Origin of the sequence: Oliverpabstia sp. (assembly GCF_022785585.1) — a bacterium.
In the GTDB taxonomy this organism is placed as follows: Bacteria; Bacillota; Clostridia; order Lachnospirales; family Lachnospiraceae; genus Oliverpabstia; species Oliverpabstia intestinalis.
Window position 1 is genome coordinate 76,495 of sequence record NZ_JALFPR010000107.1, and the last position, 25,838, is coordinate 102,332.

The window sequence follows — 25,838 nt, forward strand, 5'->3', positions numbered from 1 at the left end:
TCTGAATATGAATCCTCTTCGTTCGGAGGATGAGACAAGGGAGAAAAGAAAAATGGACAAGAAGAACGAAAGCTTCAAGCCTTATATCAGTGCGGACAAAGTTCTTCCGGAATTTACCGTGACATCGATCCTGATGGGTATTATTCTGGCAGTGGTATTCGGCGCAGCAAACGCATACCTGGGATTAAAAGTCGGTATGACTGTATCTGCTTCCATTCCGGCAGCAGTTATTTCCCTGGGTGTGATTCGTGTGATCATGAAAAAGAACTCCATTCTGGAGAGCAACATGGTCCAGACTATCGGTTCAGCCGGTGAGTCATTAGCGGCAGGTGCAATCTTCACCATGCCGGCATTATTCCTGTGGGCAGAGGAAGGAAAAATTGCTATGCCCGGTTACTTGGAGATTACCCTGATCGCCCTGTTTGGTGGTATCCTGGGTGTTCTGTTCATGATCCCGCTGAGAAAAGCACTGATCGTAGAAGAACACGGTACCCTGCCGTATCCGGAAGGAATGGCATGTGCAGAGGTTCTGCTGGCAGGTGAAGAGGGAGGTTCTAACGCTTCTACTGTATTTGCAGGTATGGGACTTGGTGCTGCATTCAAATTTATCGTAGACGGCCTGAAAATTGTTCCGTCCGATATTACAACCCCGAATATTAAAGGATATGCAGGACAGATCGGTGTGGAGATCTACCCGGCACTGATCGGTGTTGGCTACATCTGTGGACCATCCATTTCCTCTTATATGTTTGCCGGCGGTATCATTGCATGGCTGGTTTTGATTCCGGCAGTTGTTTTCTTCGGCGGAAGCGTCGATTTTGCCACACTGGGCAACACCGGTCTGGCAGGTCAGACTATCGCAGAAGTTTACGAAGCAAACGGAGCAAGTGCTATTTGGTCTAACGTTATCAAATACGTGGGTGCCGGCGCGATCGCTACCGGTGGTGTGATCAGCCTTCTGAAATCTCTGCCACTGATCATAAAAACATTTGCCGGAGCAATGAAGAGTCTGAAAAATACATCCGGCGGAACAAATGTCCGTACTGACCGTGATCTGAAGATGCCGGTTGTTCTCGGAATCATTCTGATCGTGATCATCCTGATCTGGTTGGTACCGTCTGTACCGGTAAGCCTTCTGGGTGCATTCCTGATCGCAATCTTTGGCTTCTTCTTCGCAACCGTATCTTCCAGAATGGTTGGTCTGATCGGAAGTTCCAACAACCCGGTTTCAGGTATGGCGATCGCAACTCTGCTGATTTCCACATTTGTACTGAAAGCTACCGGTAACACCGGTATGGCAGGTATGACCGGTGCTATCGCAATCGGTTCTATCATCTGTGTCATCGCAGCGATCGCAGGTGATACTTCTCAGGACTTAAAGACCGGATTTATCGTAGGTGCGACTCCTGCAAAACAGCAGGTAGGTGAGCTGATCGGTGTTGTTGCTTCCGGTTTTGCAATTGCAGGCGTTATGTCTCTGTTAAACAAAGCATGGGGCTTTGGTTCCGCAGAGATCCCTGCACCACAGGCTACTCTGATGAAAATGATCGTGGAAGGTATCATGGATGCAAAACTCCCGTGGGTACTGGTATTCATGGGTGTATTTCTGGCTCTGGCTCTGGAAGTACTTCGTGTACCGGTTATGCCGTTTGCTATCGGTCTGTATCTGCCGATCTACCTGTCCTGCGGTATTATGGTAGGTGGTGTGGTTCGTCTGTTCCTGGATAAGAAGAAAGAAGCAGAAGCGAAGAAGAAAGAAATGATCAGCAACGGTACGTTGTACTGTGCCGGTATGATCGCCGGCGAAGGTCTGGTTGGTATCCTGATGGCAGTTCTTGCTATCATTAAAGTGGGTGACAACAGTATCGGTGCTATCATCGGTGGTCTGTTCAATCTGTCCGGTGCAGCAGGAAACATTGTCGGACTGATCGTACTGGCTCTGATGATCCTGAGTCTGCTGAAATTCTCTGTATGGAGTAAGACAAAAAGCAAATAATGAGAGATAAAAGAAATTATCTGGATTTTGTTCCTGTAAAGAATCCACAGCTTCCCTGGCAGGAGGATGAAGGGGCAATCGTCACGGTGGAGGTCACTCACCGTGGCCTTGCCGCCAAAGTGGCACAGATTGCTTTCAACCGCCCAAAGGTAAGCCATATTCACATGGATGCATTCGGAAGTTTTATCTGGAAAGAAATTGACGGAGAACAGAACATCTATGAGATCGGACAGAAAGTGAAAGAACATTTCGGCAAAGAGGCAGAACCTCTTTATGAACGGCTGACAACGTTTTTTCGCATTCTGGCAGAGAACAAATATATCACTTATAAAAAATAACTGAAATTGGTTCACTGAATCATTACTATGCAAAATAATGAAAACCTGTATTTCGGGTAGAATAACCGGGAGGACAGAGCTTTCAGACAGCGGGCATAATGTGGTTCAGTGGACCAATTTTGGTTTTCAGGATACTTTTTTGAGGTAAAGAAAAGGCGTGGTGAAGAAATGAAGAGTATGATCAAACAAAAACCATGGATCAGAGATTATCTGCTGATTTTTATCGGTACGGCACTTATGTCGATCGCATTGAAATCCGCATTTGATACCAACGGGATCGTAGACGGAGGGTTCAGCGGCATCGCAATTATTGTAAAATCGGTGACGGAACCGCTGCTTCCGGGTGGTATTCCGCTGGGGGTGACCAACCTGTTGCTGAATATCCCCATGTTTTTCCTTGGTATCAAAATTATGGGCTTCGGTTTTATGGCAAAAACCATCTGGGGTACGGTCAGTCTGTCTTTCTGGCTGACCGTGATCCCGGTGATTCCACTGGTGGAGGGGGATATGGTGCTTGCAGTATTGATCGGTGGTGTTATCCAGGGAACCGGTATCGGTCTGGTATTTTTAGGGCGTGGAACCACCGGGGGAACGGATCTGGTGGCATCTCTGATCCAACGGTATGTAAAACACATCTCGATTGCGAGAATCATGCAGGTGATCGACGGGATGATAGTGGTGATCGGAGCTTTTGTTTTCGGACCGACCAAAGCAATGTATGCCATCGTGGCAATTTATATCGTGGGAAAAGTAACCGACGGTCTTCAGGAAGGACTGAATTATGCGAAAGCAGTATATATTATTACGGATCATCAGGAAGAGGTATCGAGAAGAATTCTCGAAGATCTGGACCGTGGGGTGACCGGCGTCCATGCACAGGGTATGTATGCCGGCACAGAACGGCTGATGCTTTTTTCCGTTGTAGGTAAAAAACAGATCGTGCAGCTGAAAGAAGTGGTTGCACAGGTGGATCCGAAAGCATTCATGATCGTTACAGATGCCAGGGAGGTTCTGGGAGAAGGATTTCAGGAATATAAGGTGTGAACAAAATGTGAAAATCTGCTCTGATTGTTACTTTTTCATGTTTTTCTCTTTATTTTTTGTATATTTTATATTAGAATATGATTTAAGAGACTTTGCTTATCAGGGGTGGATAGCAGATTCTAAATAAACTATGTACTGAAAGAGGGTATGATTATGATTTCAAATCAGATACTGCAAAACACACTGGATGGTTTGAAAAATATTACCAGAAGTGATTTCTGTATGGCCGATACAGAGGGGAAAATCCTGGCATTCACAGCACAGAATCCGGAAATAAGCAGCAGTGATATTTTAGGATTTGCCGCGTCTCCTGCGGACAGTCAGGTGGTACAGGAAAACCAGTTTTTCAAAGTATATGATGAAAATCGGCTGGAATATGTACTGGTTGTCAGCGGGGGTAGTGAAGATACTTATATGATCGGTCAGATGGCAGTATTTCAGATCCAGAATCTGTTGGTGGCCTACAAAGAGCGCTTTGATAAAGACAATTTTATCAAAAATCTGTTACTGGATAACCTGCTTCTGGTGGATATTTATAACAGAGCAAAAAAACTGCACATTGATGTGGAAACAAAACGTGTGGTGTTTATCCTGGAAACCGGTCAGGGAAAAGATTATACGGCTCTTGAAAATGTAAAAAATATTTTTCAGGGGAAAAAGGGCGATTTTATCACCGTTGTGGATGAGAAGAGTATTATCGTGGTGAAGGAAGTAAATCCCGGCGACGGTTATGCAGAGATGCAAAAGATCGCAGAATCGATTCTGCAGGCGGTACGCGAGAAGGATGAACTTGTGCATATTGCATACGGAACCATTGTAAAAGAACTTAAGGAGGTCTCACGTTCTTACAAAGAAGCAAGGATGGCCCTGGATGTCGGAAAGATTTTCTTTGATGAAAAAGAAATTATTGCCTACAGTTCACTGGGAATCGGCCGGCTGATCTATCAGCTTCCTATTCCGCTGTGCAAGATGTTTATAAAGGAGATCTTCGAGAATAAATCGCCGGATGATTTCGACGAGGAAACCATCACGACCATCAACAAATTCTTTGAGAACAGTCTGAATGTATCTGAGACATCACGTCAGCTGTACATTCACAGAAACACATTGGTATATCGGCTGGATAAGCTCCAGAAGAGCACCGGTCTTGATCTGAGAGTGTTTGAAGATGCAATCACCTTCAAGATCGCTCTTATGGTTGTACGATATATGAAGTATATGGAAACCTTAGACTATTGATTAATAATGTACTATCTGAGTCTTTCTGCACTTGCTTTTGTGGATGATTTTCCGCAGGTCGCACCCGAATTTCCGCAATGTACGCACTGCGTATGCCTCAGAAATTTTGGCACAACTGACAAAAATCATCTCACAAAATCAGGCACAGAAAGATTCAGAGAGTACATAATAGAAACAGGAGGAGTATATGATTACGTTGGAAAATGTAAGCAAATCTTACGCCAAGGGCCAACCGGCTTTAAACGACGTATCGCTGCACATTGATAAAGGGGAATTTGTATTTATAGTAGGAAACAGCGGTTCCGGGAAATCTACGCTGATCAAATTACTGTTGAAGGAACTGGAACCGACTTCCGGAACAATCATTGTTAACGATCAGAATCTCGGCAAGATGAAACGCAGAAAGGTTCCGAAATACCGTCGTGGGGTAGGCGTTGTATTTCAGGATTTCCGGTTGTTGAAAGATAGAAATGTATATGAGAATGTAGCATTTGCACAGCGCGTGATCGAGAGGCCGAACCGGGTGATCAAAAAGCGTGTGCCGGAGATTCTCACACTGGTAGGACTGGCAGAAAAGTACAAATCATTTCCGAGAGAATTATCCGGTGGTGAACAGCAGCGTGTGGCACTGGCCCGTGCACTGGTCAACCGTCCGAATATTCTTCTGGCAGATGAACCTACCGGTAATCTGGATCCGAAGAATTCACTGGAGATTATGAAACTGCTCGAAGAGATCAACGAGAGAGGAACTACAGTTCTGGTAGTAACCCATAACAGAGAAATCGTCAATTCATTCAGAAAGCGTGTAATTACCATGAGAAAAGGTGTAATTGTCAGCGACGAAGAGGAAGGTGGATATCTTGAGGATTAGTACAATCGGCTACAGTGCCAAACAGGGAATCAAAAATATATGGAGAAATATCATGTTCTCCGCGGCTTCCATAGCCACTATGACAGCATGTATCTTCTTATTTGGTCTGTTCTTTTCGTTGTTGATCAACTTTCGGTATATTGTAAAGAATGCAGAGGAAGGCGTTGCGGTTACCGTTCTTTTTGATGATGGTGTGGATCAGGCGACGATCAACAGTATCGGGGAGCAGATCAAGGCGTATAAAGGCGTAACGAAGGTTGAATATGTATCCGCTGAAGAGGCGTGGGATGAATGGTCAAAACAGTATTTTGGGGATACAGAACTGGCATCTGAGATGGCAGAAGGATTTAAGAATGATAATCCGCTGGCGAATTCTTCCAGTTATTCCGTCTATGTGGATAAGATCGAGCATCAGGATGCGCTGGTAAAATATATCGAGGGGCTTGATGGTGTCCGGGAAGTGAATCAGTTAAAGGGCGCGACACAGACCTTGTCTTCCTTTAACACCTTATTGACCTACATATCCGTGGCAATCATTCTGATCCTGCTTTGTGTGGCGGTCTTCCTGATCAGTAATACGGTAGCGATCGGTATTTCAATTCGTAAAGAAGAGATAGGTATCATGAAACTTATCGGTGCGACCAACTTCTTTGTAAGAGCACCATTTCTGATCGAAGGTATGATCATCGGTCTGATCGGAGCCATCATTCCGCTGGTATTACTTTTTGTCATGTACAAGAAAGTGATTGAATATGTTCTTACAAAGTTCAGTATGCTGAGCAGTGTGGTACAGTTTATGAGCGTTACAAAGGTATTCGAAGTACTGACTCCGGTGGCGCTGATCCTTGGTATGGGTATCGGACTGTTCGGAAGTGTGATCACGATCCGCAAACATCTGAGAGTCTGATAAATAACAAAAGAGAAATCAAAATGCCATCACCGAAGGTGATTGGAAATAATACAAAGGGGGGGGTGCAGCAGGAAAGCGGCAGCCCCCTTTGTATATGAATGAGTTTCTGTAAAAACTGAGAAATTGCAGGAGAAGACAGTAACAGACAGGAGACAACAGAGATGACAGAAAAAATGAAAACCTGGATCAAAGGATTTGCCGGGGGTGTGGCAGTAACCGTGATTGTGGGTGGTATCGGATACTTTATCTGCTTTGGATCCGTTCCAATGATCGGAGAACAGGGTCTGAGCCTCAGTGATCTTGGTAAAGCATCCAAAATAGCAAAATTAGTGGATACATATTATCTGGATTACAAAGAAGGTGATGAAGACAGCCAGTATACGATGGAAGAAGGTATGTACAGTGGACTGGTAGCCAGTTTGCAGGATCCTTATTCCGGCTATTATTCCGAAGATGCCTACAAGCTGCTGCAGGAGTCCACACAGGGGGCGTATACAGGTGTGGGACTTACGATGTCCAAGGATCCGGACAGCGGAGTTGTCAGTGTGGTGGATCTGGCAGAAGGCGGCCCGGCAGAGCAGGCAGGGATTCAGAAAGGAGATATCCTGACGGCAGTGGATGGAAAGGATATTACTGAAAAAGAACTGTCAGAGATCTCCACAATCATCCGGGAAGATAACAAAAAGCAGGTGGTTTTGACTGTGGAACGGGATAGAACGACTGCCGATATCACAGTATCTCTGGAAAAGGTGGAAGTAACGGTAGTAAAGAGCCGGATGCTTGACGATTCCCTTGGATATATTCAGATTACAGAATTTACCGATGGCACTTCGGAACAGTTTAAGAAAGCCTACAGTGAACTGAATGAACAGGGAATGAAAGGACTTCTGGTTGATCTGCGGGAAAATCCGGGGGGACTTCTGACAGCGGTATGTGATACGCTGGAACAGATTCTTCCGAAAGGTATGATCGTGTATACCGAAGATAAGAGCGGACATCGGACGGAGCATACCTGTAAAGGAAAAACACCGATCGATATTCCGCTGGTGGTTCTGGTCAATGAAAACAGTGCCAGTGCTGCAGAGATCTTTTCCGGAGCGGTGAAAGATCACGGTGTGGGAACGCTGGTGGGCACCACGACATTTGGGAAAGGAATTGTTCAGCAGACTTTTTCACTGGGAGATGGCAGTGCAGTAAAACTGACCACTTCCAGATATTATACCCCAAACGGTGTGAATATCCAGGGAACCGGAATCACTCCGGATGTGGAGAGTGACTGGCCGGAGAATGCAGAAGAATTTACCAATCCGAATCAGTTTAACGAGCTTTCTCAGGAGGAATGGGAGAGTAAGGATGCACAGATGAAAAAAGCAAGAGAGGTTCTTTCGGAAAAGGTTGCACAGGCAGAACAGTGATGGTAAAATGAAAAAAATGTATTTCGGGAGCTTTCCGGTAATACATAAAAGTGCGGGGAGGACAGAGTATGGAAAAATATGTAATTACGACAGAGAATACAGCAGATCTGCCTTATTCTTACTATAAAGAACATCAGGTAGAATATATGTATCTGACATACCAGCTGGATGGAATCACTTATAATAAAGAAAATGAGCTGGATTTTAAAGAGTTTTACAGTCGGATGCGAGCAGGATCCATGCCGACCACGTCCCAGGTCAACAGTGAGGAAGCGAAAGACGTTCTGCGACCGCTTCTGGAGGCCGGAAATGATGTGCTGCATCTGGCATTTTCTTCCGGGCTGAGTGGCAGTTATAACAGTGTACGTCTGGCAGCAGAAGAACTGAAAGAAGAATATCCGGACAGAAAGATTCTGGTAGTCGATTCGCTGTGTGCTTCTCTTGGAGAAGGCCTGTTCGTTTACAAAGCGGTACAGATGAAAGAAGCGGGGGCATCTGTGGATGAAGTGGCTGCATGGCTGGAAGAACACAAACAGAACTTCTGCCATGTATTTACCGTAGATGATCTGTTCCATCTGTACAGAGGTGGCAGAGTATCAAAAGCCGCAGCTATCGTGGGAACAATGATCAATCTGAAACCGCTGCTTCACGTGGATGACGAGGGACATCTGATTCCATTAAGTAAGGTACGGGGAAGAAAGAAATCTCTGGCGACGCTGGTCTCCATGATGGAAGAGCGCATCGGAAGCTGGAAAGATAAAAATGATATTATCTTTATCAGTCATGGTGACTGTGAGGAGGATGCACAGTATGTGGCAAAACTGGTCAGAGAAAAGTTCGGATATGAAAGTTTTCTGATCAATACGATCGGGGCTACGATCGGAACCCATTCCGGACCGGGAACAGTAGCGCTGTTCTTTATGGGAGAATATCGGTAGGAAAAAGGTTACAAAAGCAAAATATAAAAAGCAGGAAAAGAATGTGAGATAAATCTACATTTTTTTCTTGCTTTTTTTCATATAATATGATACTGTCAGATTACAAGGAATGGAAACGTTACCGATAACGTTTCCGAAAGTACTGGAAATTTAAAGGAGGATAAAAAATGAGAGCAAGTGGTATCTTACTTCCTGTAACATCCCTGCCGTCTCCGTATGGTATCGGCTGTTTTTCAAAGGAAGCTTATGAGTTTGTGGACCAGCTGGAAAAAGGCGGTGAAAAGTACTGGCAGATTCTGCCGTTGGGACCGACCGGATATGGAGATTCCCCGTATCAGTCCTTTTCCACCTATGCGGGTAATCCGTATTTTATTGATCTGGAAACACTGATCGAGGAAGGACTGCTGACAAAAGAAGAGTGTGACAGTGTGGATTTTGGAAGTAATCCGGCATATGTGGATTACGAAAAAATTTATATGGGCAGATTTGAACTTCTGGAGAAAGCGTTCCACAGATTTGTACCGGATCAGGCATATGAAACCTTTGTGGAAAAAAATAAAAAATGGCTGGAAGATTACAGTCTGTATATGGCGATCAAAAACAGCCTGGGCGGAATTGCCTGGAGCGAGTGGGAGGCACCACTGAAGACAAGACAGGAAGCTGCCCTGGAAGAAAAACGAGTGGAATTAAAAGAACAGATGGATTTTATCTGTTTTCAGCAATATGAATTTGCAAAACAGTGGAAGAAACTGAAACAGTATGCCAATGAAAAAGATATCCAGATCATCGGTGATATTCCGATCTACGTTGCATTTGACAGTGCAGATGCATGGGCGAATCCGGAACTGTTCCAGTTTGACGAGAACAGTACACCGCTGGCAGTGGCAGGATGCCCGCCGGATGCTTTTGCAGCTACCGGACAGCTCTGGGGCAATCCGCTGTATCGCTGGGATTACCACGCACAGACAGGATATGTCTGGTGGATCAGCCGTCTGAGACATTGCTTTACACTGTATGATGTGGTTCGTGTGGATCATTTCCGCGGATTTGATGAGTATTATGCGATCCCGTACGGTGACAAGACAGCAGAAAACGGTGTCTGGAAAAAGGGTCCGGGAATTGATCTGTTCCATACAGTGAAAAAAGAACTGGGCGATGCAAACATCATTGCAGAAGACCTGGGATATCTGACGGAAAGTGTTATGAAACTGGTGGAAGATACAGGATATCCGGGAATGAAAGTATTACAGTTTGCATTTGATTCAAGAGAGGAAAGTAACTATCTGCCACATAATTATCCGCATAACTGTGTGGTTTACACCGGAACTCACGATAATAATACGGTTCGTGGATGGCTGGACGATATGTGTGAGGAAGACAACGCACTGGCAGAAGATTACATGAACAATGCGGATACACCGAAAGATGAACGTCCGTGGGAGTTCATCCGTCTGGCACTCGGTTCCGTGGCTGACCTTGCGGTGATTCCGCTGCAGGATTATCTGTGTCTGGGAACAGAGGCAAGAATCAATCTTCCGTCCACTCTTGGCAACAACTGGAAGTGGCGTCTGGTGCCGGGGCAGGTAACGGACGAGATGCTTGAAAAGATGTGTCATCTGAACAAGCTGTTCGGAAGATTGTAAAAGAGAGAGGAAGTGGTCTTGTGGCAGGCATGACAATCAAAGATATCGCAAAAAAATGCCATGTTGGCGTCAGTACCGTGTCCAGGGCTATGAATAATCATCCGGATATCAATCCGGAAACCAAGGAAAAAATATTAAAAGCCATTGAGGAAGCCAACTATGTGCCGAATAACAGTGCCAGAAATCTGAAACGAAATGATGCAAAGGCTATCGCGGTGCTTGTCAAAGGTATCGGCAATACCTTTTTCAGTGAATTGGTAGGAATTCTGGAACGGGAGTGCGAAAAGAAGGGTTACAGCTGTATCCTGCAATATGTGGACGAACAGGAAGATGAGTGGGACGTGGCGATTCGTGTGGGAAAAGAAAAAAGACTACGTGGGCTGGTGTTTCTGGGAGGAAGTTTTTCTCAGAGTCAGGAAAAGATCAGTCAGATGGAGATTCCCTGCGTACTCAGTACCATCTGTACGGTGGGGATGCCGGGTGCATCCCTGGCTTCCGTATCGGTGGATGACTTTAAGGAAAGCTATAAGATGACGGAGTATCTGATCGGGCTGGGGCATAAAAAAATTGCTTTTATTACAGCCCCGAAAAATGATGCCAGTATCGGAAAGCTGCGTCTGATGGGATACCGGACAGCACTGGAGCAGTATCAGATCCCTTACCGGGAAGAACTGGTGTGTTACATGGATGAAAAAAGGGACACATACTCTTATCAGTCCGGTTACCGGCTGATGCAGGAGCTTTTGAAAAGAGAAACATTTACCGCCGTCTATGCGACGGCAGATACATTGGCGATCGGGGCCTGCAGGGCATTGAAGGAGGCGGGAATATCTGTTCCCGAGGAGTGTTCTGTGGCGGGATTTGACGGTATGGATGCCGGAAGATTTTATATTCCGAGTCTTACAACGATCCGTCAGCCGGTGGAAGAGATCGGGAAGGCAACGGCAGGACTTTTATTTGATCTGATCAAAGGAAAAGAAAAGCCACGGCAGCTGATCTATGAAGGGGAGTTAATACAAAGGGAGTCAACTGCCCGATGTAAACAGTAAATTGAGGAGATTATTTAGAGGAGAAAATTATTATGGAAAAAAGATTGCAGGAAGTACTGGAAAAAAGATTTCATAAGACACTGGATACATGTACAAAAGAAGAACTGTTTCATGCACTGATGGAGATCACGAAAGAAGCGACCGGTAACCTGAAGAGAAACGAGGGATCGAAGAAACTGTATTACATCTCTGCAGAATTCCTGATCGGTAAATTGTTATCTAACAATCTGATCAACCTGGGTCTGTATGAGGAGACAGAAAAAGTCCTGAAATCTCATGGATATGAACTGTGTGAGATTGAGGAACTGGAAATGGAGCCTTCTCTTGGAAATGGCGGACTGGGACGTCTGGCTGCCTGCTTCCTGGATTCTATTGCTACGCTTGGTCTTCCGGGAGACGGTATCGGACTGAATTATCATTTTGGTCTGTTTCAGCAGAAATTCACCAATCACAAACAGCAGGAATTGAAAAATCCGTGGATCACAAAAGAAAGCTGGTTAAACAGACAGTCTTTTACCTGTAAAGTACCATTTAAAGATTTCACAATGGACGGTGTTCTGTACGATATCGATGTGCCGGGATATGATTCCGGATGTAACCGCCTGCATCTGTTCGATGTGGATACTATTGATGAAAGTATCGTACCGGAAAACAGTATCAATTTTAATAAGAAAAAAGTACAGGAAAATCTGACGCTCTTTCTGTATCCGGATGATTCTGATGACGCCGGACGCAAACTCCGCATTTATCAGCAGTACTTTATGGTAAGCTGCGGGGCACAGCTGATTTTAAAAGAGATGGAGGATGCAGGATATGATCTGCATGAATTAAATAATCATGCAGTGATCCAGATCAATGATACCCATCCTTCCATGGTGATTCCGGAACTGATCCGTCTGCTGACCGAAGAAAAAGGATTTACCATGGATGAGGCAGTGGAAGTGGTAAGTAAGACCTGTGCATATACCAATCATACCATTCTTGCGGAAGCACTGGAAAAATGGCCGATGGAATACCTGGAAGAAGTGGTTCCGAATCTTGTTCCGATCATCAAGGAACTGGATGAAAGAGTGCGAAAAACAGTAAAAGATGAGTCCACTTACATCATCGATGCGCAGGACAGAGTGCACATGGCACACATGGATATTCATTACGGATTTTCTGTCAATGGCGTGGCAGCACTCCACACAGAGATTCTGAAAAACTCAGAACTGAAAAATTTCTATGACCTCTATCCGGAACGTTTTAACAACAAAACAAACGGAATCACGTTCCGTCGCTGGCTGATGCATTGTAATCCGATACTGACCAGATATATTGAATCTCTGATCGGAAACGGATTCAAGAAAGATGCCACAGAACTGGAAAAACTGCTGGCTTTTGAAAATGATGAAACAGTGCTGAACAAGCTGGAAGAAATCAAGATGGAAAAGAAACTGGAATTCAAAGAATACATGGAAGAAACCCAGGGACTGACTATTGATGAACATTCCATCATTGATGTACAGGTAAAACGTCTTCATGAGTATAAACGTCAGCAGATGAATGCACTTTATGCAATCTACAAATATCTGGACATCAAAGCGGGCAACAAGCCGTCCACACCGATCACAATGATCTTTGGAGCAAAGGCAGCACCGGCGTATGTGATTGCAAAAGATATTATTCATCTGATCCTGTGTCTGCAGGAACTGATTGAGAAAGATCCGGAGGTAAGACCGTATTTCCGCGTACTGATGATTGAAAACTATAATGTTTCCAAAGCAGCAAAGGTTATTCCGGCAGCCAATATTTCCGAACAGATTTCGCTGGCATCCAAAGAAGCATCCGGAACCGGTAATATGAAGTTCATGTTAAATGGCGCGCTGACGCTGGGAACCGAAGATGGAGCAAATGTGGAGATCCGGGATCTGGTTGGCGAAGAGAATATTTATATTTTCGGCAGAAAACCACAGGATGTCATCGATCTGTACGAGGCAGGTACTTACAGTTCCAAAGAAATCTATGAAGAGGATGCGCTTATCCACAAACTGGTAGATTTTATCACAGGAGAAGAACTGCTTGCGATCGGTGATGAAGAAAGTCTGACCCGTCTGCACAGAGAACTGATCGGAAAAGACTGGTTTATGACACTGCTGGATACAAAAGAATATATCACAACAAAAGAAAAGGTCTATGCAGATTATGAAGATCGTAAGACCTGGAACAAAAAAGCACTGATCAACATTGCTAAAGCGGGATTCTTCTCATCTGACAGAACGATCGCGCAGTACAATGAGGACATCTGGAAATTAAAATAATGCGATTCCAGTAATCATAAAAGTAAGAAATCCGTCCATACTATAGTAAAAAACAGATCTATGGTATGGAGGGATTTTTTATGATTGGAATATGGATTGCAATTCTTTCAGGAACACTGATGAGTATTCAGGGAGTGTGGAATACACAGGTGACAAAACAGTCCGGTCTGTGGGTATCGACAGGTTGGGTGCAGCTGACGGCGTTTCTGGTCTGTGTGGCAGCATGGTTTTTTACAGGAAGAGATTCGGTTGGAACACTGTGGCAGGTTGAAAACAAATATACACTGCTTGGAGGAATTCTGGGAACATTTATCACTGTGACCGTGATCAGGAGTATGGGAAAACTGGGACCGGCACAGGCAACGATGTTGATTGTGATCGCACAACTGGTGGTTTCCTATCTGATCGAGATGTTCGGACTTTTCGGTGTGGAAAAACAGCCTTTTGAATGGAAAAAACTGGCAGGTACGGCAATTGTTGTTGCAGGAATTGTTCTTTTTAAGTGGGAGTGAATTATTTCGGGTTTACAGTCTTGTAATTCAGATGAAAATTGGGTAAAATAAATTGTGTATGCATGGAGGGAGCCTTAGAGCGAAAGCGATAAGGAGCGTGCAGATGAAACAGAAAAAGAAAATTCTATGGATGCTTTTGCCGGTGCTGATATTTGTCGGTTGTGGTACGCAGGACAGCATATTGAAACGAGGCCAACCGGAAACCGGTTCGCTGGAAGAACAGCAGGATACGGAAACGGTATACAACGTGGAGTCAGAGACGCAAGATGAAAAGCCGGAACAGGAAGAGAAACCTCTGCAGGAATGGATCTATGTGGATGTATGCGGTGCAGTCAGGAATCCGGGGGTCTATCGGATCGAGGCCGGAAGCCGGGTGTTTCAGGTGTTGGAACAGGCGGGCGGCTGTACAGAGAAGGCTTCATTAGAGACAGTGAATCAGGCAGATCTTTTAACAGATGGTCAGAAGATCCGGATCTATACCAAGGAGGAAGCCGGGCAGATGGAAAAGAAGCTGCAGGAAGAAGATCCCCTTTTGGATGATCGGGTAGATATCAACCGGGCAGGAAAGGAAGAGCTGATGACACTGACCGGAGTTGGAGAAACAAGGGCACAGGCAATTCTTGCATATCGTGAGACACATGGCAGCTTTTCCAGTGTGGAGGAGCTGATGCAGGTGGAAGGCATCAAAGAAAAAACATATGAAAAGCTGAAAGATCAGATCAGGATCAATTGAGGAGTAAAGAATGGCGAAGAAAGTATTGGTTGTAGACGATGAAAAATTAATCGTAAAAGGAATCCGGTTCAGTCTGGAGCAGGACGGTATGGAAGTAGATTGTGCCTACGACGGGGAGAAAGCCCTGGAATGTGCAAAGAATAAAGAATATGATATGATTCTGCTGGATCTGATGCTTCCGAAGATGAATGGACTTGAGGTATGCCAGCAGATTCGTGAATTTTCAGATGTTCCGATTATTATGCTGACAGCAAAGGGCGAGGATATGGATAAGATCCTTGGTCTGGAGTATGGAGCGGATGACTATATTACCAAGCCTTTTAATATTCTGGAAGTAAAAGCAAGAATTAAAGCCATTATGCGCCGTGCCGGTAAGAATGCCACACAGGAGACAAAAGCAAAAGTGGTAGAGGTCGGAGAATTACGACTGGACTGTGAAAGCCGCAGAGTCTTTATCGGTACCAGAGAGATCAATCTGACTGCGAAAGAATTCGATGTACTGGAACTTCTGGTATTTAATCCCAATAAAGTATACAGCCGTGAAAATCTGTTGAATATCGTATGGGGATATGAATATCCCGGAGATGTGCGGACGGTGGATGTACATATCCGTCGATTGCGTGAAAAGATCGAAAGCAATCCCAGCGAACCAAAATACGTACATACCAAATGGGGTGTAGGATATTATTTTCAGGCGTAAGATCCAGAATGCAGGTCAAACACAGCCGGTATGTCAGGCGTGTAAACCTGCATTCTTTGTTTACGCGAGCAACGAGTCAAAGTCCGTATAAAAAAACAGCAGTGAGGAACAGTATGAAAGTCAATTGGAAAGTCAGATTTAAGTTTGTAAAAAGTCTGCGATTTCGAATTTTAGTGATTCTGATCATTATTGGTATTGTGCCAAGTATCATTGTGGAAAAGGGAATCGTAAACAGTTACGAGGATCGGGCGGTATCAAACCGACAGCTGAATGTAAAGAATCAGTGTGATATCCTGGTGAATCAGCTGGCAAAAGAGAATTATCTCCAGGATCCGTCCTCAGAGGGAATCAACAGTGAGCTGACAATGCTCTCTAATGTATATAGTGGCCGTATTCTGATTGTGAATCAGGATTTTCAGGTAATCAAGGATACATATGATCTTGACAAAGGAAAATATATGATTTCCAAGGAAGTGGTCAAGTGCTTTCAGAAATTGAAAGAGAGCAGCTATTATGACAGGAAAAACAGTTATATTGAGATGACTATGCCGATTCCCGGTGCAGATGGAGAACGGGCACAGGGAGTTCTGCTGATCAGTATTTCAACGGAAGAAATTGTCTCAAGTATTGATATTCTTGAGCAGAAAGGACTGCGGATTCTTGTGATCAGCGGTGTCCTGGTGCTGATCTTCGGATATATTCTGGCCGGAATCCTGATAAAGCCGTTTGCAAAAATCACAAAGGCTATTGAGGATATCACAGATGGATTCCAGGATGAGAAAATTTCAGTTCCGGATTATACGGAAACAGAGCTGATCACAGATGCGTTTAACAAGATGCTTGGAAGAGTACAATCCCTGGATACTTCCCGTCAGGAGTTTGTATCGAATGTGTCTCATGAGCTGAAAACACCGTTGACATCCATGAAAGTGCTGGCAGATTCACTGGTTGGGCAGGAAAATGTACCGGTGGAACTGTATCAGGAATTTATGCAGGATATCGCAGCGGAGATTGACCGGGAAAGTAAGATCATCACAGATTTGCTGACGCTTGTAAAACTGGATAAGAAAGCTTCCAACATGAACATTGAACTGGTCAATATCAATGAACTCCTGGATATGATCCTAAAACGTCTGCATCCGATCGCTGCGAAACGAAATATTGAGCTGATTCTGGAAGGCTTCCGTCCGGTGGATGCGGAGATTGACGAGACAAAACTGTCACTTGCCATCAGCAATCTGGTGGAAAATGCAATCAAATATAATAAGGATGAAGGCTGGGTAAGAGTATCACTGAATGCAGATCATAAGTATTTTTATGTGACGGTAACCGATTCCGGCCTTGGAATTCCGGAGGAATCCATTGATCATATCTTTGAACGATTTTACCGGGTAGACAAATCGCATTCCGCAGAGATCGAAGGAACCGGTCTTGGACTGGCGATTACAAGAAGTGCCATCATGATGCATCACGGGGCAATCCGTGTGAAGAGTCAGGTGGGTGAAGGAACTACATTTTCAGTGCGGATCCCGCTGACGTTTATTGACTGATCGAGGATGGTGAGAATATGAAAAAAAGAAAAATAACAGCATTGGTGATGGCACTGGTACTTGGGACTGTTGCTTTTTCCGGCTGCGGAAAGAAAGAGACAGAGAGTAAATACAAAATTTATTATGTCAATGAAGAACAGGGAGAAGTCCTTGCGGAAAGTTTTGTACCGTCCGAGGAGACAACGCAGACCATGCTGGAAGAGATGACAGAAAAATTGAATAAGAAAAATGCAGAAGGGCATACACTGCTCCCGGAGAATATTGAGATACAGAGCTGTGTGGATGACGACGGGATGATTCGGGTAGATTTTAATCAGGAATATCATGATTTGAATCCGGTAGATGAGGTGCTTTTGCGAGCTTCCATTGTAAAAGATTATGTACAGATTCCAAATATTTATCTGGTTACGATTACTGCGGAAGGAACACCTATCGTTGATTCCCAGGGGCAGGAGATAGGAGCCATGAGTCTGGACAGCTTTCTGGAAAACACAGGAAAAGAAATTATGGCATATCAGTATAAGGAACTCAACCTTTATTTTACCAATGAAGAAGGCAATCAACTGGTACCGGAGGCACGTCAGGTATATTATAATGGTAACACGCCGATTGAAAAGGTTATCGTAGAACAATTGCTTCGTGGTCCGGGAGAGAGTGGACATTATGCCACCCTTCCGTCCGATACACGAATCGTCGGTGTATCTGTGGCAGATGGAATCGCTTATGTGAATCTTGGAAAACAGTTTGTTGATGAGGCACTGTCGGTAGATGCACAGATTCCGATATACTCGATTGTCAATTCTCTGATTGATGCAGGCAATGTAAGTCAGGTACAGATTTCCATTAACGGAGATACTTCTTTGCTATTTAAAGATAAAGTGGATATGAATCAACTGTTCCAGGTCAATCATGAATTGGAGAAAGGAGGAGAGGACTGACGGGAAAACGTCCTCTCTGCCTGCTGTTTGCAGGACTGATCCTGATTATTCTGGTGACGGACTGGTGTGGAGGTTCCTGGATATGGAAATCTCCCGCCGGGAAGAAACCATGGCAGTGGGCAGAACAAGAGCAGAAGGTACAGGCGGAAGGAGTGGTGTACCGTATTGAAAAAACCACCCGCACAGTTATTTATCTGAAAAAAGCAATTCTGATCCGTTCCGGATCGACAAAAAATTATCCCATTCGAAATATCAAATGTACAGGAAAAGAAGAAAAAATAAACAGTCTGCGGGAAGGAATGTATGTCCGACTGGAGGGGATGCTTGTATTGCCGGAACTTCCGCGCAACCCGGGACAATTTAACCGAAGAATCTACGAAAGCGGGAAGAAAATTGATTTTTATCTGGAGAATCCGACTGTTTTGGAAGTAAAAGAACAGAGATCCGGTGTCAGGGAAGTTGTAGAAATATGGAAGACAGAAATGATGAACCGATGTGAGAAAATCTATCCGGATGCGGAGGCAGGTATACTCGAGGCTATGTTGTTTGGTGAAAAGAGGGAACTGTCCGGGGACATCAAAGAACTTTATCAGGCAGCGGGGATCAGCCATGTGCTTGTCATCTCCGGTTTGCATATCAGCCTTCTTGCCCTGGCAGTCGCCGGGATTCTCCGACGGCTGGGTTTTCCCATGCCGGTTTGGGTGATACTTTCTGTTGGTGTGCTGGCGGGGTACGGTATCCTGATCGGACAGCCCACCACAGCGGTACGGGCTTTACTGATGTTTTTTGTACTTCAGGGTGCAAGACTTCTTGGGCGTTCCTACGATCTGCTGTCTGCGCTGGCGTTTGCCGGGATTCTGATGCTCCTGGATAACCCGGATCTGATATTGGATGGTGGGTGCAGACTGTCTTTTTGTGCTGTGATCGGTGTGGGGTGGTATGTCAGTGAAAAGAACAAAATCTTTCGGAGCATCGGGGAGAAAGAAAAAAGAAAGAACAGAGGGAAAGGAGGAAAAGGGAGCAGTGCCGGAGCAATACTGGAAAACATACGGGCCGGCTGGTATCTGTGGCTTTTTACTCTTCCGGTAATGCTGGATACTTTTTATCAGGTGTCAGTGGTGGGGATATTGTGGAACCTTGTGGCGATTCCCTTACTTCCGGTAATCATTGCTTCCGGGGGATTGGGAGTGGTTCTGGCAGGATGGAATATATTTCTGGGAAGTCTTGCGGGAAGTCCGGCCTATGGAATGTTGCAGCTATATCAGGAAATCGGGAACATATCCGAGAAGCTGCCGGTTGGTATGTGGACTCCGGGTCAACCGTCAAAACCGGTGATTGCAGGGTATTATCTGGTGATTTTTCTGCTGGTTTTAGTGGAAAAACAGCTGATAAAAAGAGAAAAACGGTGGAAAATATTTCCGGGAATGGAACTATGCAGTATGCTACTGCTGCTTTTGCTGATGGCACATCCCTGGCAGCAGAGAGAAAAGATTACATTTCTGGATGTGGGACAGGGAGATGCCAGCCTGTTACAGAGCGGCGGACAGACACTTTTGCTTGACGGGGGAAGTACCAGTCAGAAAAATGTGGGAACTTATGTGATTCTTCCATACATAAAGCAGCAGGGAATATCCTGTCTGGAAGCAGTAGTTCTCACTCATACAGATCAGGATCATATCAATGGCGTAACAGAAGTACTGGAGGAAGGAAAAAAAGGCTGGCTAACAGTAAAAAATCTTATGTATCCATACTGGATGGAAGGGACGGAACAGGGAAAACAACTGAAAAAGCTGGCAGAAGAAGCGGGAGCCTCCTGTAGGAAGATCCGGGCAGGGGACCGGTTGACAATCGGAAAGGCAGAAGCCGTGGTTCTTTACCCGAAAGAACAGGAAAAGATTGCAGAACCAAATGCGGGTTCGCTGGTACTTTTCTGGAAATGGGAGGGAGTCCGGGCGATGTTTACCGGAGATCTTCCGGAGGAGAAAGAGAGGGAATTGCTGCAGAATCTGCCTGCCTGCGAGATCCTGCAGGTAGGACATCACGGTTCAGCTACATCCACCTGCCGGGAGTTTTTGGAACAGGTACAACCGTCGTTAGCAGTAATTTCCTGTGCAATGAAAAACAGGTATGGACATCCGTCACCGGATACGGTAGATCGGTTAAAAAAAACCGGATGTGAGATCCGGTATACGATGAAGAGTGGTGCGATTACGATAAGGAAGAGGGGGAGGGAGGTTCTGGTAACAGAATATCTAGAGCATGTTGCAGGGCACGGAGTGAACAGTAACTGAGCAGTAACCATTCCGGAGTTTTGCTGATGATGCCGGTTGCCGAAACAGGAAAAAAACAGTATAATAAATTCAGATGAGGAAAATTGGGTGAAAGGTTAGAAGATTTGATGAAAAGTGTATTGGAAGATATAAAAAATCAGGAGTATAAGCAGGCATATCTCTTTTTCGGGGAAGAAGGTTATCTGAAAAAACAGTATCGCAACAAGTTGCTTCAGGCATGGAATCCGGATGGAGATACGATGAATGAATCCAGATTCGAAGGAAAGGGAATTGATGTGAAAGAAGTAATCTCACTTGGAGAAACCATGCCGTTTTTTTCTGATCGACGGATCATTTTGCTGGAGAATACCGGATTTTTCAAAAATCAGTGCCCGGAACTGGCAGAATATCTGAACAATCTTCCAGATTATCTGTATCTTCTGTTTGTGGAAGAAGAGGTGGATAAGCGAAGCAAAATGTTTAAAACAGTCAAGCAGATCGGCAGGGTGGTGGATTTTGCGGTGCAGGATGAGAAAACACTGATACGCTGGGTGCTTGGTATCATGAAACGGGAGGGAAAACAGATCACTCAGAGAGATATGGAGCATTTTCTGTCAAAAACCGGTACGGATATGAGTAATATCGAAAAAGAACTGGAGAAACTGTTATGTTATACCATGGATCGATCTGTGATCACAGGGGAAGATATCGATGCGGTATGTACTACGCAGATCAATAACCGGATCTTTGCGATGGTACAGGCGGTGGCAGAGCAGAACCAGAAGAAAGCGCTGGATCTGTATTATGATCTGTTGGCGCTGAAGGAGCCGCCGATGAGGATTCTTTTTTTGCTGGCAAGACAGTTTAATCTTCTGTTACAGGTGAAAGAACTGCAGCTGCTTGGATGCGATCAGAAAACGATTGCATCAAGGATCGGACTGCAGAGTTTCGTGGTTCGAAATTATACCGGCTGTACCGGAAGATACACAACAGCTCAGCTTCGTCAGGCGGTGGAAGATTTTACTCAGACAGAGGAAGAGGTGAAAACCGGAAGGCTGAGCGATGTGTTGAGTGTGGAACTTCTAATTGTAAAATATGCGCGGAAGAATCCGGTGTGATTAAAAATCCTGGGAGCTGTCCGAAATGGACAGTTTCCGGGATTTTCGAATACCTGCAGAAGTTACCACTGGCAGTTTCCTTCGGATACAGAGCAACAAAAAAGAACAGTCACTGACGGGATGACTGTTCTTTTTAAATTCTTTATTTATTCGTAACTGTGAAGGTACTGAACAGTTACATTTATTCTATCAATTAGAATTAAGCAATAGAGTTAACTGCTTTGGATACGCGGGAAACTTTTCTTGCTGCGTTGTTTTTGTGGTATACACCTTTAGAGCAAGCGCTTTCGATTGTAGCGGTAGCTACTTTCAGAGCTGCCTGAGCTGCTGCCAGATCTTTTGCTGCAACTGCTGCTTCTACTTTTTTGATAGATGTTTTAACTTCAGAACGGATAGCTTTATTTCTTTCAGCTTTTGTTCTGTTTACGATAACTCTTTTTTTAGCGGATTTAATGTTTGCCATTTTCCATAACCTCCAATAAATTATTCCATCATTTATCATATTCATCAGCCCAGACACGGACAGGCTAATCTCAAAATACCCATATAGTTTATGCCATTTATCGTGGTTTGTCAATGGTTTTTCCGAAAAAAAGGCATTTTGGAATGTATTTTGAACCAGTTATTGTGAACGGAGCGAACAGTAATGATTTTCAGGGATAAATCGAAAGGAAAAGGGAAATCTAAAAGGAGAAAAGAACGCAGGCAGGAAAAGGTGTTCAGAAAGGAAAGGTGACAACGATGTCCGGGAATTTTGGGATACGAACGGATCTTGCAGTGGAGAGTAAGGAGAAGTATGAGAAGGACAATGTGGAGATTAAGGGTGTGGCGATTCAGGAGAAATATGAGGAGGCTCTGGACCTGAATACAACGGTGGTGCGGATTCAGACGGAGCAGGGAGCGAAAGCGATGGAAAAGCCGAAAGGTACGTATATTACCATGGAAGCCCCGAATCTGATTGTGCCGGATGAGGATTATCACCGGGGGATTTCTCAGGTACTTGCGCACCATCTGAAAGAACTTCTTCATCTGGAGAAAGAGAAATCCATTCTGGTGGTGGGACTTGGCAACCGGGAGATCACACCGGATGCACTGGGACCACAGGTGATTCAGAATCTGAAGATCACCAGACACATTATTAAAGAATATGGAAAGGCAGGTATGGGAAAGAGAAAAGCACATCAGATCAGCAGTCTGGTTCCCGGTGTTATGGCACAGACAGGGATGGAAACAATGGAGATTATCCGTGGTGTGATCCGGGAGACGGATCCGGATGCAGTGATCGCCATCGATGCACTGGCGGCACGCAGTGTACGGAGATTAAACTGCACGATTCAGATAACGGATACGGGAATCAATCCGGGATCCGGTGTCTGTAATCACAGATGCGGATTGAATGAAGAAACACTGGGGATCCCGGTGATCGGTATCGGTGTGCCGACTGTAGTAGACGGCGCCACGATTGTTCATGATGCCATCGCTCATCTGCTGGAAAATCTGGAAGAGGCGGAGATGGAAGAGTTTTTGCAGGAACTGATCACGCCGCGGCTGCACAGAATGTTTGTTACGCCCAAAGATGTGGATGAGACAGTCAAAAGGCTCAGTTATACGATCTCAGAGGGCATCAATATCGCGATGGAGGCATAAGAAGCAGGGGAATTCATATAATACAAGTATGTACTCCAGGAAAATCAGAAGTAAAAGTAAGAACACATTTTAGGACAGGTCGTGAAGGAACGCCGGTTCTTTCTTAATTATGCGAATGTAATATATATTTATCCGAAAAAAATATGTATGGTGAAAGTCAGGAAAGATCATAGAGGGAAAGATGAGAAGATCAGAACGGATTGTAAAAGCAACGGTGTGGGGATTGTGTGTCTGCCTTGGCGGATATCTCGCGGCACGGGGATATCTGCATCTTAGGCAGTCTCCGGGAACACGCGCACAGCAGATACTCGGGGATATCTGTATGGAGACAGAGCGGGAAGCGTATCTGTGGTATATGCCGGGGATTTTTTATGAGGAGGGGACTACTACTCCGCTGATAACAAAATTGTGGACAAAGATCGAAAACTGGTATCCGCTGGGCATGTATCTGAAAGAGCATCAGGAAGAAGAACAACATCCGGTGATTGAGGATGAAAGTACCTGTTATGAGATGATCCATGCCAATGGCAATACGATCGCTGACCGGCTGTTGGGAGAAAATCAGAGTCAGGCAGTGACCCGGGAGAACGAGACGGCCAGGGAAAATGAAGAGAATGATATGAGTAGCCAACAGGAGGGAGAACAGGAAAAAAACGGGAATGAAGAAGAGCAACAGGAGAGAAAAACAGATGAGAATGAGCCACAGACAACAGAGAATGCAGGTACAGCAACTGCACAGCTTCCGGCGTGGACTACAGCAGTAGAGTCGACACCAAAGATAGACCTTTCCATGGAGCGGCTCAGTGATTTTCACTATCTGCTGAACAATTTCTTTGTGGTAGATCCGAACACAACAGTGGACGGGTCACAGATCAATGCCAGTACATTTTTGGGAGATTCGCTGACACTGGAAGAAGACAGCAGCGTTCCGCAGATCCTTATTTACCATACTCATTCGCAGGAAGGATTTGCCGATTCTATCGAGGGAGATGAGGCAACAAGCGTGGTCGGTGTGGGAAATTATCTTGAGAGTATTCTGCGGGACATTTATGGATATCAGGTGATCCACAGAAAGGATACTTTCGATCTGATGGAAGGTCAGCTGGACCGGAGCAAGGCATATAACTATGCACTTCCGGTGATCGGGCAGGTGTTGGAGGAAAATCCTACGATTCAGGTGGTGATCGATCTGCACAGGGATGGAGTACCGGAAGGAAAGCATCTGGTGACGGAAATCAACGGAAAACCGACAGCGCAGATCATGTATTTTAACGGACTCAGCAGAACGGTAAAAAACGGGAATCTGGATACACTTCCCAATCCTTATATCGAAGATAATCTCTCATTTTCGTTTCAGCTGTCTTATCAGGCGGCGCGGTACTATCCACAGTTGACACGGTGTATTTATCTCAAAGGATATCGGTATAATCTTCATGTGCGGCCGCGCTCGATCCTCCTGGAAGTGGGCGCACAGACCAATACGGTGGAAGAGGCGATGAATGCGATGGAACCCTTCAGTGTGATTCTGGATAAAGTATTGAAGGGACAGTAAAAACTATGCTATAATAAAAGGCAATGTAAAATTACAGAGTGTCCGGATACCCGATGCAATCAGAGAATCAGGTAGATGGCACCAAAAGAAGAAAAAGTTCAACAGTGACAAGCACCTGAGTATAAAGAAAGAAATCGGAGGTACTAAAGTGGCAGATTTTGATCAAAGTAAAATTCGTAATTTCTGTATTATAGCCCATATTGATCACGGAAAATCTACCCTGGCAGACCGGATCATTGAGATGACCGGTCTGCTGACAGAAAGAGAGATGCAGTCCCAGGTACTGGATAATATGGATCTGGAACGTGAGAGAGGAATTACTATCAAGGCACAGACCGTGAGAACCGTATATAAGGCAAAAGACGGGGAAGAATATATCTTCAACCTGATCGACACTCCCGGGCATGTAGACTTCAACTATGAGGTTTCCAGAAGCCTCGCAGCCTGTGATGGCGCGATCCTTGTGGTGGATGCGGCACAGGGAATTGAAGCCCAGACACTCGCAAATGTATATCTGGCACTGGATCATGACCTGGATGTTATGCCGGTGATCAATAAGATCGATCTGCCAAGTGCGGAGCCGGAGCGTGTTATCAACGAGATCGAAGATGTGATCGGTATCGAGGCACAGGATGCCCCACAGATTTCCGCAAAGACCGGACTGAACGTAGGAGAGGTTCTTGAACAGATTGTAGAAAAAGTTCCGGCACCGACCGGAGATCCGCAAGCACCACTGCAGGCACTGATTTTTGATTCCGTGTACGATTCCTATAAAGGTGTTATCGTATTCTGCAGGATCAAAGAAGGAAAGATCCGAAAAGGAACAACTGTTCGCATGATGGCGACCGGTGCTGTGGAAGATGTGGTGGAAGTCGGTTATTTTGGAGCCGGACAGTTTATTCCGTGTGAGGAGTTATCCGCCGGTATGGTAGGATATTTTACCGCAAGTATCAAAAATGTAAAAGATACCCGTGTCGGTGATACCGTAACTGATAACAGCAGACCGTGCAGCGAACCGCTGCCGGGCTACAAAAAGGTTAACCCGATGGTATACTGCGGTGTCTATCCGGCAGAC

At 45.0% G+C, this 25,838-nt stretch carries 22 protein-coding genes; 21 read left to right on the forward strand and 1 reads right to left on the reverse strand.

The window, feature by feature from the left end:
- Window positions 1–52: 52 nt before the first annotated feature.
- The 18 genes from MSA64_RS07910 (at window position 53) to holA (ending at window position 21,564) form a co-directional block, all read left to right on the forward strand.
- On the forward strand, window positions 53–1,996 hold the full coding sequence (locus MSA64_RS07910; protein ID WP_154432058.1) for an OPT family oligopeptide transporter: 1,944 nt from the start codon (window positions 53–55) through the stop codon (window positions 1,994–1,996).
- Complete coding sequence (locus MSA64_RS07915; RefSeq protein WP_118576045.1) at window positions 1,996–2,334, forward strand: PqqD family protein; 339 nt, start codon at window positions 1,996–1,998, stop codon at window positions 2,332–2,334. Before MSA64_RS07910 ends, MSA64_RS07915 begins: the two co-directional genes overlap by 1 nt.
- A gap of 168 nt (window positions 2,335–2,502) precedes the next feature.
- Window positions 2,503–3,378, forward strand: a complete 876-nt coding sequence (locus MSA64_RS07920; protein ID WP_154432059.1) for a YitT family protein — start codon at window positions 2,503–2,505, stop codon at window positions 3,376–3,378.
- A 153-nt stretch (window positions 3,379–3,531) separates the two neighbouring features.
- Window positions 3,532–4,617 carry a PucR family transcriptional regulator gene (locus tag MSA64_RS07925; protein ID WP_154432060.1) on the forward strand — a complete coding sequence of 362 codons (1,086 nt, stop codon included), beginning with the start codon at window positions 3,532–3,534 and terminating at the stop codon, window positions 4,615–4,617.
- Between the two features lie 187 nt (window positions 4,618–4,804).
- Window positions 4,805–5,488, forward strand: a complete 684-nt coding sequence (ftsE, locus tag MSA64_RS07930) for a cell division ATP-binding protein FtsE (protein ID WP_022172328.1) — start codon at window positions 4,805–4,807, stop codon at window positions 5,486–5,488.
- Complete coding sequence (gene ftsX / locus MSA64_RS07935) at window positions 5,478–6,395, forward strand: permease-like cell division protein FtsX (protein WP_154432062.1); 918 nt, start codon at window positions 5,478–5,480, stop codon at window positions 6,393–6,395. Before ftsE ends, ftsX begins: the two co-directional genes overlap by 11 nt.
- Before the next feature lie 164 nt (window positions 6,396–6,559).
- The gene (locus tag MSA64_RS07940; protein WP_277664247.1) at window positions 6,560–7,813 is read left to right on the forward strand and encodes a S41 family peptidase; all 1,254 of its coding nucleotides are present in this window, start codon (window positions 6,560–6,562) and stop codon (window positions 7,811–7,813) included.
- Between the two features lie 68 nt (window positions 7,814–7,881).
- The gene (locus MSA64_RS07945) at window positions 7,882–8,751 is read left to right on the forward strand and encodes a DegV family protein (protein ID WP_106491848.1); all 870 of its coding nucleotides are present in this window, start codon (window positions 7,882–7,884) and stop codon (window positions 8,749–8,751) included.
- A 167-nt stretch (window positions 8,752–8,918) separates the two neighbouring features.
- On the forward strand, window positions 8,919–10,394 hold the full coding sequence (gene malQ, locus MSA64_RS07950; protein ID WP_287891245.1) for a 4-alpha-glucanotransferase: 1,476 nt from the start codon (window positions 8,919–8,921) through the stop codon (window positions 10,392–10,394).
- A gap of 20 nt (window positions 10,395–10,414) precedes the next feature.
- The gene (locus MSA64_RS07955; RefSeq protein WP_022172333.1) at window positions 10,415–11,443 is read left to right on the forward strand and encodes a LacI family DNA-binding transcriptional regulator; all 1,029 of its coding nucleotides are present in this window, start codon (window positions 10,415–10,417) and stop codon (window positions 11,441–11,443) included.
- Window positions 11,444–11,475: 32 nt separating this feature from the next.
- Entirely contained in the window at window positions 11,476–13,743 is a 2,268-nt protein-coding gene (locus tag MSA64_RS07960; RefSeq protein ID WP_022399955.1) for a glycogen/starch/alpha-glucan phosphorylase, read from the forward strand.
- A gap of 80 nt (window positions 13,744–13,823) precedes the next feature.
- On the forward strand, window positions 13,824–14,255 hold the full coding sequence (locus tag MSA64_RS07965; protein WP_154432064.1) for a DMT family transporter: 432 nt from the start codon (window positions 13,824–13,826) through the stop codon (window positions 14,253–14,255).
- A 103-nt stretch (window positions 14,256–14,358) separates the two neighbouring features.
- Window positions 14,359–14,988, forward strand: coding sequence for a ComEA family DNA-binding protein (locus MSA64_RS07970; protein WP_205839928.1), 630 nt, complete (start codon window positions 14,359–14,361; stop codon window positions 14,986–14,988).
- Between the two features lie 10 nt (window positions 14,989–14,998).
- Complete coding sequence (locus MSA64_RS07975) at window positions 14,999–15,688, forward strand: response regulator transcription factor (RefSeq protein WP_106491853.1); 690 nt, start codon at window positions 14,999–15,001, stop codon at window positions 15,686–15,688.
- A 113-nt stretch (window positions 15,689–15,801) separates the two neighbouring features.
- Window positions 15,802–17,238 carry a sensor histidine kinase gene (locus tag MSA64_RS07980; RefSeq protein WP_227597732.1) on the forward strand — a complete coding sequence of 479 codons (1,437 nt, stop codon included), beginning with the start codon at window positions 15,802–15,804 and terminating at the stop codon, window positions 17,236–17,238.
- A gap of 17 nt (window positions 17,239–17,255) precedes the next feature.
- Window positions 17,256–18,176, forward strand: coding sequence for a GerMN domain-containing protein (locus MSA64_RS07985; RefSeq protein ID WP_277664244.1), 921 nt, complete (start codon window positions 17,256–17,258; stop codon window positions 18,174–18,176).
- Window positions 18,177–18,217: 41 nt separating this feature from the next.
- A complete protein-coding gene (locus MSA64_RS07990; RefSeq protein WP_330639081.1) occupies window positions 18,218–20,467 on the forward strand; it encodes a DNA internalization-related competence protein ComEC/Rec2 in 2,250 nt (749 codons plus the stop codon).
- A 107-nt stretch (window positions 20,468–20,574) separates the two neighbouring features.
- Window positions 20,575–21,564: a DNA polymerase III subunit delta gene (gene holA, locus MSA64_RS07995; protein WP_277664242.1), complete on the forward strand. Its 990-nt coding sequence runs from the start codon at window positions 20,575–20,577 to the stop codon at window positions 21,562–21,564.
- A 199-nt stretch (window positions 21,565–21,763) separates the two neighbouring features.
- Here the strand turns inward: holA and rpsT are convergent, their stop codons facing one another.
- A complete protein-coding gene (rpsT, locus tag MSA64_RS08000; protein ID WP_022172342.1) occupies window positions 21,764–22,027 on the reverse strand; it encodes a 30S ribosomal protein S20 in 264 nt (87 codons plus the stop codon).
- A gap of 278 nt (window positions 22,028–22,305) precedes the next feature.
- Here rpsT and gpr point away from each other — a divergent pair, with 278 nt between their 5' ends.
- The 3 genes from gpr to MSA64_RS08015 form a co-directional block, all read left to right on the forward strand.
- Window positions 22,306–23,211, forward strand: a complete 906-nt coding sequence (gpr, locus tag MSA64_RS08005) for a GPR endopeptidase (RefSeq protein ID WP_022172343.1) — start codon at window positions 22,306–22,308, stop codon at window positions 23,209–23,211.
- 181 nt (window positions 23,212–23,392) lie between these two features.
- Window positions 23,393–24,763: a stage II sporulation protein P gene (locus MSA64_RS08010; RefSeq protein ID WP_235904457.1), complete on the forward strand. Its 1,371-nt coding sequence runs from the start codon at window positions 23,393–23,395 to the stop codon at window positions 24,761–24,763.
- Window positions 24,764–24,911: 148 nt separating this feature from the next.
- A partial coding sequence (locus MSA64_RS08015) for a GTP-binding protein (protein ID WP_287891255.1) occupies window positions 24,912–25,838 on the forward strand: 927 nt, incomplete at its 3' end.